12 protein-coding genes and 3 pseudogenes are annotated in these 17,450 nt (G+C 40.4%); 5 read left to right on the top strand and 10 right to left on the bottom strand.

Translation table 11 applies throughout. The annotated features are described in order from the left end of the window. Nucleotides 1-25: 25 nt before the first annotated feature. Nucleotides 26-1,915 carry a peptidase M61 gene (locus tag H5186_RS01105; protein ID WP_310737072.1) on the bottom strand — a complete coding sequence of 630 codons (1,890 nt, stop codon included), beginning with the start codon at nt 1,913-1,915 and terminating at the stop codon, nt 26-28. A gap of 387 nt (nt 1,916-2,302) precedes the next feature. Between H5186_RS01105 and H5186_RS01100 the strand changes: the two are divergent. Continuing rightward, nucleotides 2,303-2,931, top strand: a pseudogene (locus tag H5186_RS01100) (trimeric intracellular cation channel family protein). Here the strand turns inward: H5186_RS01100 and H5186_RS23280 are convergent. Continuing rightward, nucleotides 2,918-3,153, bottom strand: a pseudogene (locus H5186_RS23280) (ClbS/DfsB family four-helix bundle protein); the annotation flags it as partial. The pseudogenes H5186_RS01100 and H5186_RS23280 overlap by 14 nt on opposite strands. Here H5186_RS23280 and H5186_RS22930 point away from each other — a divergent pair. Beyond that, nucleotides 3,150-3,380, top strand: a pseudogene (locus tag H5186_RS22930) (EamA family transporter); the annotation flags it as partial. The pseudogenes H5186_RS23280 and H5186_RS22930 sit on opposite strands and share 4 nt — an antisense overlap. A 47-nt stretch (nt 3,381-3,427) precedes the next feature. On the opposite strand, the gene H5186_RS01090 reads toward H5186_RS22930, so the two are convergent. After that, the gene (locus tag H5186_RS01090; protein WP_182717402.1) at nt 3,428-3,847 is read right to left on the bottom strand and encodes an MAPEG family protein; all 420 of its coding nucleotides are present in this window, start codon (nt 3,845-3,847) and stop codon (nt 3,428-3,430) included. Nucleotides 3,848-4,126: 279 nt separating this feature from the next. On the opposite strand from H5186_RS01090, the gene H5186_RS01085 reads away from it, so the two are divergent. Further along, entirely contained in the window at nt 4,127-5,293 is a 1,167-nt protein-coding gene (locus H5186_RS01085; RefSeq protein WP_182794016.1) for a DUF3103 family protein, read from the top strand. Between the two features lie 300 nt (nt 5,294-5,593). On the opposite strand, the gene H5186_RS01080 is transcribed toward H5186_RS01085, so the two are convergent. The 4 genes from H5186_RS01080 to H5186_RS01065 all read right to left on the bottom strand — a co-directional run bounded on the left by H5186_RS01080 (nt 5,594) and on the right by H5186_RS01065 (nt 11,889). Next, nucleotides 5,594-6,715, bottom strand: coding sequence for an ABC transporter permease (locus tag H5186_RS01080; protein WP_182794015.1), 1,122 nt, complete (start codon nt 6,713-6,715; stop codon nt 5,594-5,596). Between the two features lie 2 nt (nt 6,716-6,717). Further along, entirely contained in the window at nt 6,718-9,507 is a 2,790-nt protein-coding gene (gene rbbA, locus H5186_RS01075; RefSeq protein ID WP_182794014.1) for a ribosome-associated ATPase/putative transporter RbbA, read from the bottom strand. Further along, on the bottom strand, nt 9,507-10,511 hold the full coding sequence (locus H5186_RS01070) for an HlyD family secretion protein (RefSeq protein WP_182794013.1): 1,005 nt from the start codon (nt 10,509-10,511) through the stop codon (nt 9,507-9,509). The genes rbbA and H5186_RS01070 overlap by 1 nt, the downstream gene beginning before the upstream one ends. A gap of 355 nt (nt 10,512-10,866) precedes the next feature. Beyond that, on the bottom strand, nt 10,867-11,889 hold the full coding sequence (locus H5186_RS01065; RefSeq protein WP_182794012.1) for an endonuclease/exonuclease/phosphatase family protein: 1,023 nt from the start codon (nt 11,887-11,889) through the stop codon (nt 10,867-10,869). Nucleotides 11,890-12,123: 234 nt separating this feature from the next. On the opposite strand from H5186_RS01065, the gene H5186_RS01060 reads away from it, so the two are divergent. Then, complete coding sequence (locus H5186_RS01060) at nt 12,124-13,386, top strand: valine--pyruvate transaminase (protein WP_028835861.1); 1,263 nt, start codon at nt 12,124-12,126, stop codon at nt 13,384-13,386. A 401-nt stretch (nt 13,387-13,787) separates the two neighbouring features. Continuing rightward, on the top strand, nt 13,788-14,987 hold the full coding sequence (locus H5186_RS01055) for an Nramp family divalent metal transporter (RefSeq protein ID WP_182794011.1): 1,200 nt from the start codon (nt 13,788-13,790) through the stop codon (nt 14,985-14,987). A gap of 25 nt (nt 14,988-15,012) precedes the next feature. Here the strand turns inward: H5186_RS01055 and H5186_RS01050 are convergent, their stop codons facing one another. The 3 genes from H5186_RS01050 to blaCARB all read right to left on the bottom strand — a co-directional run bounded on the left by H5186_RS01050 (nt 15,013) and on the right by blaCARB (nt 17,427). Continuing rightward, nucleotides 15,013-15,417, bottom strand: a complete 405-nt coding sequence (locus H5186_RS01050; protein WP_145233112.1) for an MAPEG family protein — start codon at nt 15,415-15,417, stop codon at nt 15,013-15,015. A 115-nt stretch (nt 15,418-15,532) separates the two neighbouring features. Further along, a complete protein-coding gene (locus tag H5186_RS01045) occupies nt 15,533-16,396 on the bottom strand; it encodes a PhzF family phenazine biosynthesis protein (protein WP_182794009.1) in 864 nt (287 codons plus the stop codon). 164 nt (nt 16,397-16,560) lie between these two features. Then, nucleotides 16,561-17,427: a CARB/PSE/RTG family carbenicillin-hydrolyzing class A beta-lactamase gene (gene blaCARB, locus H5186_RS01040; RefSeq protein WP_182794007.1), complete on the bottom strand. Its 867-nt coding sequence runs from the start codon at nt 17,425-17,427 to the stop codon at nt 16,561-16,563. Between the last annotated feature and the right edge of the window lie 23 nt (nt 17,428-17,450).

Below are 17,450 nucleotides of genomic sequence, written 5' to 3'. Positions count from 1 at the left end.
ATTGATAAACCTACGCGGATTTATTTTATCGTGCGGTTAGTAGTTGTGATAAATAGTCAGGCTTACCTTCAATACGTTCAAGGTGAGGATATTTAAGGCCATCATGATAATCGATCTGAATTTCACTGTACTGATCAAAGTTTTTCACCAAGAGCTTAATTGGCGCTTTTGAGCCTTTAGCATCCGTCACTGCATCTTTGAGTGCATCAGCACTAAACTGAGTATTATTAACGGCAACAATTTGCATACTTGGCGCAAGACCCGCATTAAATGCAGGGCTATCCCATAATACGTCACGCATTTTGCCTTCTTTATTTACCGAGAAGCCCAGAGAATAAAGTAAATCAGTCGATTTATAGCGGCTTTCAATTGCTTTAATGCCATCAGAGGCTTTATCGTTATAGGTCAATTTCCAACCTTGGTCTTCCAGTGATTTAGATAAGTTAACATGGCCTTTTAAACGCGAATTAATAAAGTCATCCCATTGATACTTTTCAATACCATTAAGCGTGTTAATCACATCATCAAATTTATAGGTCAACACATTCCAATCACCCGGGTTTACGCCAAAAAAGTTCTGGGCAAAATCATCTAATGAATGACTGTTGTTACTCAATTCACGTAATTTTGCATCAACCGCAAACCAAATTAATTCTCCACCAGAGTAATAGTCTTCGCTCATTTGATAACTACGATAAGGCAAAGATGAACGCTGAGCGATAGTTGGATCGTTGGTTGTATCTAAAATATTACGCCATGCCATGCCAGGTCGGCCTTGGTCGTAGGTTGCACCTAAACGAGCTAGCATATCCATCGCATTTTCTTGGCTCCAAAGTCCAGAACGAGCCGCAATGACTTGCCCCCAAAACTGTGTTTGCCCTTCATATACCCATAAACCATTAGCTTCTTTAACTTGGTTATAGGTCGGTGTCCATAATGCGTCAGGGCGACGATATTTACCATTCCATGAATGATTAAATTCGTGTGCTAATAAATCGCGACCGACCCATGACTTATCCCAGTCAGTAAAATAATTTTCTTTCGCGCTATTTTCACTTGAGCGATGATGTTCCATGCCGATACCGCCTAACTTATCTGTCAGGGCAAGTAAAAAGTCATAATGATCAAAGTGATGTGCACCATAAAGCGCATACATTTGTTGAATAAGCTCACGGTGTGCTGTTAACCCTTCAGCACTGATCTCAAGATCTTTTTCTTTATCGGCAAAGACATTTAAGAACACCGGAGTATCTGCATTTGGGTTTAAATCAACACGCTTATAGTGGCTACCGGCAAACATTGGCGAGTCTACAAGGTTTTCAAAATCAATTCCCTCAAAGGTAACTGTATTGCCTTTTTGCGAAGATTTTTCAAGTGCAGTAGCAAACTGCCACCCTTTTGGTAACGTTACACTCGGTTGAAATTTAATTTTACGGCTATAGTGCCCAGCAGGGTAAAGCGCTACTGTATCCCATTGTAAATTGAGCATTTCTGGCGTCATCATAACGCGCCCTTGCGCTGAACTTTGTGGTGACAAGAATTGATATTCAACATGCAACTCACGTACACCTTTAGGAACCTTAAGATTAAAAGCATATACATTGCCAGGATCTCGTTGCCATTCGATCACTTTACCTTTTGCTGACATTTTCAATCCAGCCAAATGACTTATTGGTCCAACTGGTGAGTGATGTCCAGGTATCCATTGTGGATAAAGCAAAGTCATTTCACCAGCACTAACAGGGATAGTTTCGTTTATTTTAAAAATACGATGAGCTAGATCTGTGGCATCAACCGCTATTTTTATAGTGCCGGAATATGGAGTATCAATCGGGTTTGGAACATCAGCAAACGCTGGAAGCGTAAAGCCCATAACAGAGCTGAGGGCGGCAGCAGCAAAAACATGTTTATTCACTTACTTCTCCAATTAGAGAGGCGCAAAACACGCGCATTAGATGGGTATTATCCTGGTAATTTGAGTGCAAAACACTCGGCAACCTCCTTTTTACTTTCAGAAACTTCTGAAACAACCAACATCAGTTATAACTATAACAACAGCTAATAGCAATGATTTATGGACGAACAACCATTTAATGCGTTCAATTTATTTGCGCTTTAAGTCAATTTATAGTGCCGAATTTAGCTGTATCAGCGCTTATTTGCATTCTTGTACTGAGAATATAAGAGCGCTGCAAGCACTGTTTTAAAACTTAATCATGCACAATACCTATGTTCAGGCTAAATAAATCATCAGTACGCTATCCTAATAGGCTACTTTTTTGGTAATGGTATGGAGACCACAATGGCATCTGACTATTTTCATTTGTTAAATTTGATCGGGGTAGCGTTTTTTGCCATCTCAGGTACTCTAATGGGCCATGAAAAAAACATAGGAGGTTTGGTGTTGTGGTTGTCGCGTCAGTAACAGCGCTCGGCGGTGGCACACTGCGCGACGTATTGTTAAACCAGCCAGTATTTTGGATAGCCGAACCGGATTACTTATACGCAACATACAGCGCCATATTTATCGCCGTAATATTTATTCGTCATTTACCTCACGTATCAAACTATTACATGTTGCTGGTCGATGCTTTGGGCATGGCAATTTTTAATATTGTTGGCATTGAAAAATCCTTAATCGAAGGCACTACGATGATTGTGGCTATTACTATGGGCATGACCACGGGCATCTTTGGTGGTCTAATGCGCGATGTAATATGCCGTGAAGTCCCCCTTGTCATGCGCGAAGAGCTCTACTCCACCGCGTGTCTATCTGGTGGCTTAACTTATGCCACACTGTTTCTATTAGAAGTACCTTATGTTTGGTGTATTTTAGGCGCACTCTTTATTACCGTATTTTTACGGCTCGGTTCCCTACACTGGGGATGGCAACCAAATATATTTAGAAAAAGGTCGGTTAGAAAACAATAGTTTGCTTTGTGAAGTTCCGATTAAAACGCCGAAATTTTGTACGTATCTTTTTCATCGGTGATGACGAATTAAACTGAATCTTACGTCCCAATATCCATTTTTCGTACCAGGTTACAGCATACAATTCATAGTTATTTAAGCTGAAATAAGCAAGAGTATATCGTTTGCCTTAAATTCAAGCTCCATAAGTAGATCATCGTATTTCCAGTCTCGATACTCTTGTTATTGGGTCAGGATATGCTTTTTGAAATCAGGCCGTTATAGGTGGCAATATGATACTTTTAGGCACCTTGTCTTATTTTACCCCTATTTTTTCAACTGTGTTTGCCTCTATTTACTTATCCGTTGCTTTAGCTGACTCTTTTTAACAAGGTGTTGTGCTGGTGACGATTGGTTCGTTAATTTGCTTTTGGGTTTCTCGCACAAAAAAACCTGTAGTAGATAATTAAATTTAAAAACGAGAAGCAAATAATGCTTCTCGCTTTATCAGGTTTTATTAGCTGGCTAATCTTAGCCCTAGCATCACCAGCATAACTAGATTCGCAATTACGCCAATCAAAAAGAAGTAGCTACGCGGGCTGGGGTTTTTCTCGGTGGCAATTGCGTAATACAGTGCCATATGAATTAAACGTGCAATGACGTAAACCCAAATACAGATTGCAAAAACCGAACTGTGGTAATTCATCACAAAAGCAAATAAAACCGTTCCTATAAATAACGCGCTGTTTTCTAATGTGTTATGAAAGGTGCGATGCGCTCTAAATATAAAACTCTCATGAGATAGGTCTTTATCAATTTTTCCTGGCACAGCCCCAGGCTGTTTGGCTTTACTAAACGTCGCCACTGCCCACTGTACTAACATCATAATTAAATATAAATAAAATGCTATAAACGCTGAATGTGCTATATCGGTCATTGTTTAATCCTTTGTGTTGTTATTAGAGTAGTAGTTACAGCAACTATCAAGCCAAAGATAAGCCACTGATGTATATAGCAATTACTTTTTAGTAAAATAATTTTTTGTAATAGATTCATTCTTTATATAAAACTTACTCTATCACAGCGTCTTGGTATTTTTTTAGAGTCTGAGCGCAACTTAAAACCAGTACTAATTACGTATTTTATAATTTTTATTTGATTATTTATTCTAAGTATTGTTTTATAGCGTTACTGATAACGGAACGGTAAAATAAATATGATGAATAAAATAACCAAGTGCTTAGCAACTTTAGCGCTGTTGAACTGTGTATCAGCGCCCGCTTTTTCAGCTCAATATGAAATCGAAAAAGGTGAAAACTTGTCTAAGTTGGCGCAATACAAAGACGTAACCACCATTAAACGCAATTTCGCAAAACAAATAGCGCTTAATTACAGTGTATTAAACGCTGATCTTAAACAAACGCTAAGCCAATATAAACTGGTTTTGAATGCGGACCAGCTACCGTCTTTAGGCATGCACACACAACAAAATACTCGTTTAGCAAACAGCGCGTTACAACAACTTAAAGGTTTACCACAAAACACCGGTAGTTTGTTACAAGTGCGTTTGGCAAGTGACACAATGCTTAGCGCTTGGCAGCAAGGCGAACGCCCTTTATTTGCATTTGCACCTGCTGGTGACGATTCGCAATGGAGCGAGATTGAAGCGTTCGATCAGTATGGTGACATTCATTATCTTAGTGTTGATCAAATGCCGACCCAACCTGTATTTATTGTCGAATTAGATCAACAAAAAGTACAAGATGCGGGTATTGCAGTAATGAGAGGAATTTTATCTGCTAACAAATTCAGTAAAACCACGGTTAGTCCACAAAACCAGTTAAGCAATGAAAAACCTCTGCAAACCAGTGTATTGAAAAAAATACGCTTAGAAGATGACAAAGAACCTTGGATCTCAGGTGGTGCTGAAATTTATGCCATTGTAACGGGTATCGACCCGACCCGAGATGAACCAATATTAGATATCGTTGATTTACCGTATTTAGATCATGATCAAACCGATTACAGCCCTAATCAGGTACTCATTCATTGGCAGCGTTATCGTTGGCAGGCGGTTGATTTACTCTTAATGGAACAAGATGACAACACCAACTATAAAACTTTAGCAATAAAATTATTAGAAATATCAGAGCAAGTGATGGCGAGCATTCCTGATTTACAAGCGCAGGGTTATGCCATTATCCCTAAGCTGACCAATGAACTGCTAAAAGCAATGCCGGATGAATGGTTTACTAATAATGACGATTATGTTGATGTTTTTTACACGCTGTTTGAAAACAAAGACTATCAAGAATATAAAGGAGCAAGCAGTAATGCGACCATTACGCTGTCTCCTTTAGAAATTAACCCAAGACTAAACTAAGTCATACCCATTCGCTTAATTATTATTGCGGATGGTATCACTCCCCCATACTTCAATAGCCACCCATTAGCGCTTTAACGTTAACGGGTGGCTTTATCACAGCCACTTTTTTGAAAACACGCGTTATATTTAATACCAATCTGCTTGGATATGGGATCTATTTTAACGATAAGAAAATTGCTCTATAACTAGGCAAAATTTTTGATATCTAGTTGTTCTAAATGAAAAATTTTTAACAACGTTATAGGGTGATTTAATTCGTTAAATTGTTCAAATATTTATGCAGGTTGGTATATTACCCTAACCTTGCGCCACTGATTTACGAAAGCGCATTAATGCAACAGTAAAAAACACACTGCCAATAACAACTAACGCTAAAAAGTAAGGCCAAACTACATCCCACCCTGCCCCTCGGTATAAAATTGCTTGAGCAAATTTTACAAAATGCGTTGTTGGCGCCAATAACATTATATTTTGCACCACCTCAGGCATACTTTCTCGCGGCGTAACACCGCCAGAGAGCATTTGTAATGGTAATAAAATTAAGATCATCAATAACCCGAGTTGCGGCATAGTGCGCGCCTGCGTTCCCAACAATATACCCAGCGATGTGGTCGCAAATAAATGAATCGCAACGCCAAATAAAAATAAGCCCGCCGAGCCATGAATAGGCACTTGTAATAAACCTTCGATCACAATAAATAATGAAAACGTAGTCAGTAATAAAATCACTAACCCATTGGCCCAAATTTTCGCCATCACTATTTCAAAGGGGCTTAACGGCATCACTAATAAATGCTCTAATGTGCCGTGTTCGCGTTCACGGATCACCGCGGCGCCAGTTAAAATAATCGAAATCATTGTGATCACGTTCATCAATTCCATCACGCTACCAAACCATACACTTGTCATGTTTGGATTAAACATAATGTGCGCCGATTGCTTTATTGGCAGTGAATAAACGGTTCGATAACCTTGCACAAACTCATTTACTTCGCCGTTAATAATAGTTTGAATATAGTTATCACCAATAAATGCTTGCGACATGCGCGTAGCATCTATATTTACTTGAATTGTAGGTTGCTTAGCTGCAAGTACATCACGCTCAAAATAAGGCGGGATATTAAGCACAAAAGTATAACGGCCATTATCCATAGCTGAGTCAACATCGCTTAATGAAATACTGTCTGGCGTTTTAAAGTAAGGCTCATAAAAGGCATTAATAATACGCTTAGATAATTGCGATTGGTCGTGATCAACAACTGCAATCGGCGCATTATTTAACTCTATCGACGTGGCTGAAGCCACAACATAAATCAACCCAGTAAAAGCAAAAAAAACGAATAGCAGCAAAACCTTATCACGCCATAAACTACGCAACTCTTTAATACCTAAATTAACAATGTTTCCGCGACGTTGCATGGCTATTTGTCCTGCTTTGGAAGTAAAAATACACTGGCCAGAGTCAGCACGGGTATAAAAGCGAATAAAGGCAGTAGCTGGGCTGATAAATCAGAAAAATTAAGCGCTTTATTAAAGACCCCCCGACATGCCTCTAAAAAGTAGGTGGTCGGAAACAGTTTGCCAATAATAGCGCCAAATCCTTCTAAGGAAGAAACAGGGTCAATTAGCCCACAAAAGTTAACGGCAATCATCAACACAATCACCGTAGTGGCTGCCAGTGCTGAAATTTGTGTTTTTGTAAAAGCCGAAATTAACAGCCCAACTCCGGTAGTCGCTGTAACGTATAATAATGCAGCCAAACTAAGCGCCCAAAAGCTGCCTTTTAGCGCCACACCAAACACGGTAATAGCAAGTGCGACTAAGCCAAAAAAGCTGATCATACTCACTAAAATGTAAGGCAGCTGTTTGCCAATAATAAATTCCAGCCGGTTAACCGGTGTTACATATAAGTTTATGATTGAACCCAACTCTTTTTCCCGCACTACGCCAAGCGCCATCAATATCGCAGGAATAAATACCAATAGCAGTGGAATAACCGCCGGCACCATGGCCTCAATGCTTTTAAAATCTTGGTTATAACGATAGCGAGATTCAATATTAGCTGGCACTAAGTTTGGTACTTGTGCATAAGTGCGCAAAGATAAGTTGGTTAAATAGCTGTAATACACGCCGCTCATATAACCATTAATCGTTTCTGCCCTAAACGGCATAGAACCATCAATCCACACTACAATTTCAGGTTTACGGCCGCGTTTAAATTGCTGAGCAAAGTTAGGTGGAATTTCAACGGCCACGCTTAACTCACCACTGCGCATTCGTTTATCAAGTTCTTGCGGGCTTTTAATATCTGCTTTTTGAATAAAGTAACGCGAACCTGCCATATTTTGAATGTAGTTGCGGCTCTCGGGTGATTGGTCTTGATCTAGTACCGCAAAGCTTAAATCTTCAACATCAAATGTAATGCCATAACCTAAAATAAACAGCAAAATTATCGAGCCCAGCAAAGCAAACGTTAGGCGAATAGGATCGCGCCATAACTCTAGCGTTTCGCGATGCGCATAACCAAATAACCGCAACAAACTAAATGTGGGGTTAGTGTTATTTTTACGAGTAGCGGGCGCTGTAGCCAATGCTTTGGGTTTATCCGTTATCGATGCTTGTATCGCCGAGCTTGCTCCCGCTGCATTTACCGCCTCTTCTAAATATTCAATAAAGGCAGCTTCTAGTGTGTCGGTATTACGCGCTTGGCACAGTGCAGCTGGCGTATCGCTGGCAAGTATTTTACCTGCATGCATTAACGAAATTCTATCGCAACGTGCCGCTTCATCCATAAAGTGAGTCGAAATAAAAATAGTCACGCCTTGTTCGCGCGAAAGCTCTATGAGTAGCTGCCAAAAGTCATCCCTTGCAACGGGGTCTACACCCGATGTGGGCTCATCAAGTATGAGCATTTCAGGGCTATGAACTACCGCAACAGCAAGCGATAAACGCTGGCGAATACCTAGGGGCAAATCGGTAGGAAAATCGTCACTGTATTTTTTAAGGTTAAACCGAGTAATTAAATCTTTAACGCGCGGCTCTATTTTCTCTGCGGGTAAGTGAAATAAACGTGCATGCAATACCAAGTTTTGCTTCACTGTAAGCTCGTTATAAAGCGAAAACGCTTGCGACATAAAACCAACGCGTTTGCGGCTTTCGATGTTATTGGCATCGACCTTTTCACCAAACAATTTTGCTTCGCCACTGGTTGACGGTTGTAACCCGGTAAGCATTTTCATTGTGGTGGTTTTTCCACAGCCATTTGAGCCTAAAAAGCCAAAAATTTCACCTTGTTCAATACTTAAACTCACATTGTTAACAGCGGTAAAATCGCCAAATGTTTTACATAATCCATTTGCTTCTATAGCGAACTGAGTTGTGTTTAAGTCTTGTTTACGAGGTGGCACAACTAACCGCTGATGATCATGGCGCTTTTCTTCAGGAAGTAATGCTATAAAGGCTTCATCAAGCGATTCTTTATTAGTTTGCGCTTTCAGGTTTTGTGGGCTGCCCGTACCGATTACTTTTCCATCGTCCATAGCAACTAGCCAATCAAAATCATCGGCTTCTTCCATGTAGGCGGTCGCAACCAGTACGCTCATTTGTGTATTTTCAGCGCGAATACTGTTTATTAATTGCCAAAATTGACGACGCGATAGCGGATCAACTCCGGTAGTTGGCTCATCTAAAATTAATAATTGAGGGTCATGGATCAGTGCGCAGCACAAACCGAGTTTTTGTTTCATCCCACCAGAGAGCTTTTCTGCGGGGCGATCGGCAAATGCCTCTAAGCCTGTACTTTTTAAAAGGTTATTAATTCGTTGTTTTCGCTCGGCTTTATTTTGAGAAAATAGACGACCAAAAAAATCTATATTTTCAAACACAGAAAGTGTTGGATACACATTTTTGCCAAGCCCTTGAGGCATGTAAGCAATGCGTGGCGACACCGTATTACGAAAACCACTGCTGCGCATATTGCCGTTTAATACCTCAACCTCCCCCTCTTGAATCGCCCTTGCCCCCGCTATAAGTGCCAGCAAGCTTGATTTTCCTACGCCATCAGGGCCTATAAACCCGACCATTTTCCCGGCAGGTAATGAAATACTAATGTTGTCCAGCACGCGATTATTAGCATAGCGATGGCTCACCTTAGTAAGCGTAACCACACTTTCACTTGGTGGCTGTTGAATGTTTTTATCGTCGTTATCCATTATTCAGGCACTCGTACCTGTAATGACGTAGGCCAATTTTTTTCAGGCGCTAACAACACATAAGCAAGCCCTGGCACCCCTGTTTTTACTTGTTTGATATGATCTTTTAATAACTGCGAGTCGAGCTTTACCTTAACTCTAAACATCAGTTTATCGCGCTCGTTTCGGGTTTCTACCGATTTAGGGGTAAATTGCGCCTGTGCAGATACAAACGTCACTTTAGCCGGCAATGTATACTCGGCAACAGCATCAATAACAATGCGCGCTTGTGAGCCTATTGTTACCTTGCCCGCTTGCGCTGTTGGTAAATATATACTCATATAAACATCGGTTAAATCCAATAACGATAAAACCTTACCACCACTACCAAGCACTTCGCCAGGCTCAGCTAATCGATACAATATGCGACCATTGATTGGTGCTGTGAGCGTGCTGTCGGCTATGTTGCTTTGTAATCGCTCAATACGTGCCTGCGCTGCTTCTATTTCAGCATCCGACTGCACAACTTTTACGTTTGCCGCGGTTAAAGCAGCTTGCGCAATAGCAGAGGTGGTTCGTTGTTGATCTACCACTTCTTTTGAAATATGGCCTTTTTCCAATAATTTTGCAGAGCGGCGCAATTCAGTTTGGGCAAAATTAAGCTCACTTTTATGCTGTTCTACAATCGCTAATGCGTATTTACGAGACTCATTGGCAACACGAAGTCCCGCCTGAGCTTCACGTAACTGTGCATTTAAATCATCAGTGTCAATAACCGCTAGCGTTTGACCCGCTTTAACCATATCGCCTTCTTGCACCATAACGTCAACTAAGCGGCCCGGTAATTTTGTAGCAATATCGTACTCAGTCGCTTCAATTCGCCCATTCCCATAGGCAACACTGCCAGGGAGTTGTTCAGCAAATGATGTAGGCTGCAAGGTTTGCCAAGCATACCAGCCAGCCCCCCCCACAATGACCAATACAGCGAGCTTACTCAAAGATTTGAACGTTGATTTAATTGTCATGTGCTAAAACTCCATGTATGTATAAAGTAATGTAAGTGAGGGTAGTCAAGGTAAAAATTTTTAGGATACAGCACGCTATTTGTTATATGAAAGCAACCCTGCTTTGTAAGTACAACAAGGGTAGTTGTAATAAGCGATTTAAACGAACTTAAAAATCCAGCGTCACTAATCTACCACTCTCACCGTTAATAAAGATGATGTGGATCAATATAAATTAGAGTTAATGCACTAATTATTAGTGATTTTTTAAAACAGCAGGATAAAAGAAAGGGAAAACATCAAGGCACCTACTGAGCGCCTTAATATTAATTATGTCAGCGGCAAATTAGCTTGCAATTTATAGTAACAAAATCCGCTACGACCTTAATGCTAAGCTAATCAATACCACGCCATGATCGGTGCTTAAATCATCACGCTCAAATTCAGGGTTAATTAAATGACGATCGTAAGTATGGTAATGGCTCACCTCAAAAAAGCTGTCGTCGTAACTTGAGTCAAACTCGCAAGACAACAAAATGTAGTCAAGCACTGAGCTGCTCGCGCCAAAATAATGGGTAGGCTTTCGCTTTAAATCCACTGTATTTTCATTATTTTGATTATTTTGATTAGCCAAATTTAATTGCGACCTTGCAAATAACTGCCATGCGTCGTTAAGGCAATATTTTGCAAGGTAAGTGTTACTGTCAAACGCAGGGGCAAAGCGCAGTGTATTTGTTAGTAAATGGCTTAAAACGCCATCAGCTAAGTCGTTATTAAAATCGCCCATTAAAACCATGGGGTTTTGTGTAGATTCGCGGCGCGCAATGATGTCCATCATCAGTAATGTGGCTTCACTGCCGCGCTGAATAGTTGAGCCCCAACTCCCTGCTATATCGGCTTTTAATAGCTCGATAATATTTTTTTCGGGTGTGAGTTCTTTGTTTTGCTCATCAAGCTCTATCATTGAGCGCTTAGACTTAAAATGCACCACATAACAATCCGTGTTGCCGATATGCGGTAAGGTTATTGTAGCTCTAAGCACCTTTCGGCTAAATGTAAAATCCTCAGTTAAACCAAGGGTTTCAGCAAGCTCATGGTCATGCTCAACAGTTGCCACTTCAGCAATTGGGTATTTTGCGGCTATTGCCACAACAGGGCGTTTGTAAATAAAGTCGTCGATTACCTGGGGCTCATCTACCACGGCAAAGTACGCATAACCTTGCTCTTTAACTAATTCTTTAAGCGACTCAATACTAAATACTTCTTGAAAACCAATCACATCAGGCTGATGTTCGGTTAAGTAATTTACAAGCCAACGCTGCTTTTTAGCCCACTGCTCTGCGGTGTATATGCGTTCAAATTCATAATAGGCATTAGGCGGCTCAAGGTAATTAAACAAGTTAAAAGTGGCAATTTTAAGAATCGTATCAGTAATAACCGAATCGTCTGCTGTGGTGTTTAAAGGTGTTTTAGTGTGTGATTCAAGGTTGCTGATAAGGCTGCCCTACTTAAAATATGAAAAACGATTATAGCGGGTTATCGCTATAGTAATCTAAGCGGTGAAAATTTTTCAATATCAAATTCATAGTGTTAATTTACACTAACTTATCATTTTTTAAGGCACACGGTCATTATGGATTACTCAAACTTCGGCACTAAATTTACTCAACCTAATGGTATTACTCAGTTAATGGAAGATTTAGGCGATGCTAAAAACAGTAACAATCCAAATATTGTTATGCTCGGTGGTGGTAATCCGGCCTTAGTGCCTGAGGTTAATAATATTTTTATCAATGAGTTACAAAAGCTTGTTGCTAATAATACACTTTCCAACGTATTTGGACTTTACGATGGCCCAACGGGTAATGATGCATTTCGTGCAGCTCTGGCCAAGCAACTAAAAAGTGAATACTCATGGGATTTAACCGCAAATAATATAGCGCTTGGTAATGGCAGCCAAGCCAATTTTTTTGTGTTATTTAATCTGTTAGCTGGCAGTATGCCTGATGGAAGCCATAAAAAGGTTTTATTTCCGCTGGCACCTGAATATGTAGGCTATGCAGATCAAGGCTTAACTGACGATATGTTTGTAGCAATAAAGCCCGATATCGAAATTTTAAATACTGAAAGTGGCTCAAACCAATTTAAATATATCATTAATTTTAAAGCTGTTGAGCAAGTATTAGCAAGCGACAGCAGCATTAGCGCACTGTGTGTATCGCGCCCGACTAACCCAACAGGCAATGTCATTACTGATGAAGAAGTACAGCATCTCGATTTATTGGCTAAGCAATATAATATCCCACTGATCATTGATAACGCCTACGGCGACCCATTCCCTGGGTGTATTTATACCGACGCAAACTTAACCTGGAACTCAAACATTATTTTATGCATGTCACTTTCAAAGCTTGGCCTACCGGGTTTGCGAACCGGTATTGTAGTGGCTAACAATGACATAATTAAAGCCATTGGCCGTGTGAATGGCAGTATGGTTTTGTCGCCGAATAGTTTTGGCCCAAGTTTAGTAACGCGCCTTATTAATGAAGATGAACTCCTTCCGCTGTGTAAAAATTCAGTGCTGCCTTTTTATCGAGAAAAAGCACAAACAGCAATGAACTTGTTTGATGAAATATTTGCCCACCTCCCCGTTTACTTACACAAAGTAGAAGGCGCATTTTTTATGTGGCTGTGGTTTAAAGAGGCAAAAATAACCAGCGAACAACTTTACCAAAAGCTTAAAGAGCAGGATGTTTATATTATTCCCGGGCATAATTTTTTTATTGGTATTGATGATGCTTGGGCACACAAACACCAGTGTATTCGCATTAATTATGCAACCGATGCCAGCACTTTGCGAAAAGGCTTAGAGGCCATTAAAGCCGTGATGGCATGAATTGATATTTAGGGCATTCAAACCCTTTGCGTGAATACAGTGCGTGCAAAGCGTTTATAGTGCCTATAGTTATTGGCATAAACCTGTGAACAATTTAAGGTTATTCAGTCATTCTTTAAGTCGTTAAATAAGTCCTAAACTGAGGTAAGCAGTTATTACTTTTATTTGTTGATTGTACTAATTTTGTGCAAACGCGCCACACCCCCTTTAAATTTATATATAAGTTGGTATGCTACGCGACCTTTTTTAACATATGATTATCATCAAAAAAGGGTTTGCCAAGGGGCGGCTATCGCTGCAAGGCACTTAATATAAGTGGCAGCAATAATACAGGCATCGCGTTATAAAACGTTAGATGTAACTTTAAATAGCAATATACAAAAGTACTATTAAGGTCAATTATGCGATTAGGACCAGGACTACTCGTCACCGCTGCCTTCATTGGACCAGGGACTATTACGACTGCCAGCGTGGCAGGTGCAAACTTTGGTTTTGCACTAATATGGACATTACTGTTTTCAGTTATTGCCACCATATTATTACAATCTATGGCGGCGCGCCTTGGCGTAGCCACCGGGCAAGATTTAGCGCAAGCGCTAAGAGCCCACATTGAAACGCCCCTATTTAAATCTCTCGCTATATTTTTAGTGATCAGCGCCATTGGAGTAGGCAGTGCCGCCTATGAAGCTGGCAACCTTAGCGGTGCCAGTATGGGATTAATTGAAATATTTCCTCATGTTAATGCCCAGCTTTGGACGCCACTCATTGCATTTTTAAGTGCGGTGTTACTTTACAGCGGTAAACACAAAGTCGTTGAAAACGCGCTTATTTTATTAGTAATTTTAATGAGCCTAGTGTTTATCTCTACACTTGTTATGGCTGCTCCCTCGCTCAGTGATGTGTTAGCAGGGTTTATCCCTAGTATGCCTGAGGGTTCAATTACCACGGTACTGGCATTAGTGGGCACCACCATAGTGCCGTATAACTTATTTTTACACTCAGGTGTTTTAGCTGCAAGGCACGACAGCAAAAGTGATAAGCAAAAAGTTATTAAGCAAACTAATGTAGATACGGGTGTGTCTATCACCTTAGGTGGCGTGATCACGCTGGCTATTTTATCAACCGCGTCAGTGGCATTTTATGGCACAGATGCAGGGCAAATTAGCGCTGCCAACATGGCGGTACAACTTGAGCCATTACTTGGCGATGCCGCCCATTACTTTTTTGCTATTGGCTTATTTGCAGCTGGTTTAACCAGTGCAATTACAGCCCCTCTTGCCGGTGCGTATGCAGTATGTGGCATGTTAGGTTGGTCAAATAAAATGGATAACACCCGCTTTAAAAGTGTCGCGATTATTATTTTATTATTTGGTGCAGCCGTGGCGTCTCTGGGTTTAGACCCTGTTGCCGTGATAATTTTTGCCCAAGCAGCTAATGGCCTATTACTGCCTATTGTCACCACTTACCTTGTGTGGCTGGTTAACCAAAAATCAGTAATGGGCAAATACACCAACTCAATGTTGGTAAACTTACTTACTTTACCGGTGTTAATGCTTATTTTTGGCCTAAGTGGTTACAAGCTGTTTAGTTTGATTTTTTGATACGTTTGCGAGTCTTTCCACCTTGTTAACTGCTCATTTTTTCAATGCTATACATCACCCACATTGCGAGTACTGCGATGAAGTTAATAGTAAAAACACTTCCTCGCAGCCTGATGTTTGAAGTGAATATTTGAACACCACTGTGCAACACTCGCCCAGCGATAAAGACCCAAGCCAGCAAATAATAAGCTGAACTAATTGTTGAATCAGTAGAAATTAAAAGCACACAAACCAGATGAAAAAATACCGGCCACTCGAATTGGTTGCTCAAATTAGCGCTGAGTTTTGGCTGTATAGATTGAAATGGATTAGAGCCATCCGCTCTTTTACCAAGCCCCCATACACTTGGGGCTCTGGCAATAGTGAGCAAACCATATAGCACAACACACAAAATCACGTGCGCGAACATGGGCAAAAATATAGTATTCATTTCACACTGAGTCCTTTAAAGTAATCTAACCTTCGCTAAAACAAGCTTCTTCAACATAGAATAAAAACAGTCAATTGTACGCTATTGTCAATTACTAGGCTTAAGAGAGTAGCTGTTATACGGCGACTATTACTGAGCCTATACTATTGGCAAAACCACCCACCTTTACGCTGTTTATTATTGAATTGTTAGACTCAACAGATGCTGTAATTATTGAATGGCAATTCATAGCCCTACCTTGTTCAAAAACATATTCACTTCCTAACTCAGTAAGGTGCTCGGTAAGGTAACATGCTAAAGCCCCACAAGAGCTTCCTGTTGCTGACTCTTCAGAAATACCAAACAAAGGAGCAAAGTTACGGCAGCTGGCTGTATGTTTACTTTGCACTTCACAAAGCTCAAAAACATGAAAGCCAACAAGGTTATGCTGTTTGCAAAAATCAGCGATACGTTCATCGTTTGGCTCTATTGCATCTAAATAGCCATGAGGAACAGCAATAATGACATCGGCTAGTCCTGTTGAAATAGCTTCAATAGGTAAGTTTGTGCTTTCAAGTATATTACTTTCAATACCTATCACATGGGCAATTTCTTGATATGAAAAACCAGCTATTTTTTCAGGTAACTGCTGATCCATGACAACCTTACCATTTGGTTCAATACTCACTGATAACATGCCAGCCTTGGTGCGCTGAACATAAGTGCCCGCAGTAAGCATACCTTCTTGGAACATAGTAGAAAAAGTAGCTAACGTAGCATGGCCACAAAAATCAACTTCTGCTGTTGTAGTAAAAAAAGACACCTCAAAATCAGCTTCATTATCACTAGCAACAAAAGCCGTTTCTGAATACCCAACAGCTTGGGCAATTTTTAATTTTTGAGCATCTGTGAACCTGTCAGCATTAAACACAACACCAGCAGGGTTGCCACCTTTGCCATTTACTGTAAACGCACTTACCAAAGCAACTTCAATATCCACCTGTACCTACTCCCTCTATAACGAGCCTTAAAAGTGACTCGTTTTATTTATCTTTTAATCCATCAACCATAGCCGAGTTGCTATTTTGATTCAATGGTTTAGCTGTTCTGGCAGGATCATCAGACTTAACTCTTTATCCATGAAAGACCTCAACGTTAGCTTTATCAACGAGACTGCGATGTATAAACTTTAAAAATGGAGTTCCCTAGTTTAGCGATCACCTCATTGCGTTCTTTCATTGAGACCTCAGTTTGCGCTATATAGATGCTAATTATGATCGGTGATTGATGTTCACTCCATACTACAGCTGTAATGCTTCGAGCACCAAAGCCACCAGCTCCGGAACGATCGGCTATGTTCCAACCTTCAGGCAACACTGAGCGCAACAAGTTACCAGTTACTTGGTTATTGACCATCCATGCTTTTAACTTTTCTTGGCTCATTGGAGAAAGTGTTGAGCCGAATAATAGTTCATTTAAAGTGTTTGCTATTGATTTAGGAGTCGTTGTATCCCTTAAGTCTCCTGGTATTCCTTCATTTAAATCGGGCTCAAAACGGTCTAAGCGAGTTTTTTCATCCCCTGTGTGCCTTACAAAATCAGTTATGCTTTCTGTGCCCCCTACTGCATTTATGATGATGTTTGCCGCGGTATTATCACTTGTTTTCATGGTTGCAGAGCACACATCATCAAGGGTTATTGCTTGTCCTACATACTTTTCTATAACCGGAGAATACGTCACAAGATCTGTCTTTTTAATTTTGACTGTACTATTAAGATTAATATCCCCTTGCTCAGAGTCATACAATAACTTTGCACAAGCAATTGTTTTAAAAGTACTTGTCAAAGGGAAGCGTTCATCACCTTTGTAATCCCAGTATTCTCCATTTTTAGTATCAAGAACCGTTACCCCTATCCGGCCCGAAAGCGTCACTTCGATTAACCTAGCTTCTTGCTCCACTTGTTGAAATTTTGGGCTATGTGAATATGCCACAAATGGTATTAAAAGCAAAATAACCAATAAAGAATTCATCTATTTAATCCCATGATTCTGAT

The organism is Pseudoalteromonas sp. SG41-2 (assembly GCF_014164535.1).
Lineage (GTDB): Bacteria > Pseudomonadota > Gammaproteobacteria > Enterobacterales > Alteromonadaceae > Pseudoalteromonas > Pseudoalteromonas rhizosphaerae.
This window is presented reverse-complemented; position numbering and strand designations above follow the sequence as displayed.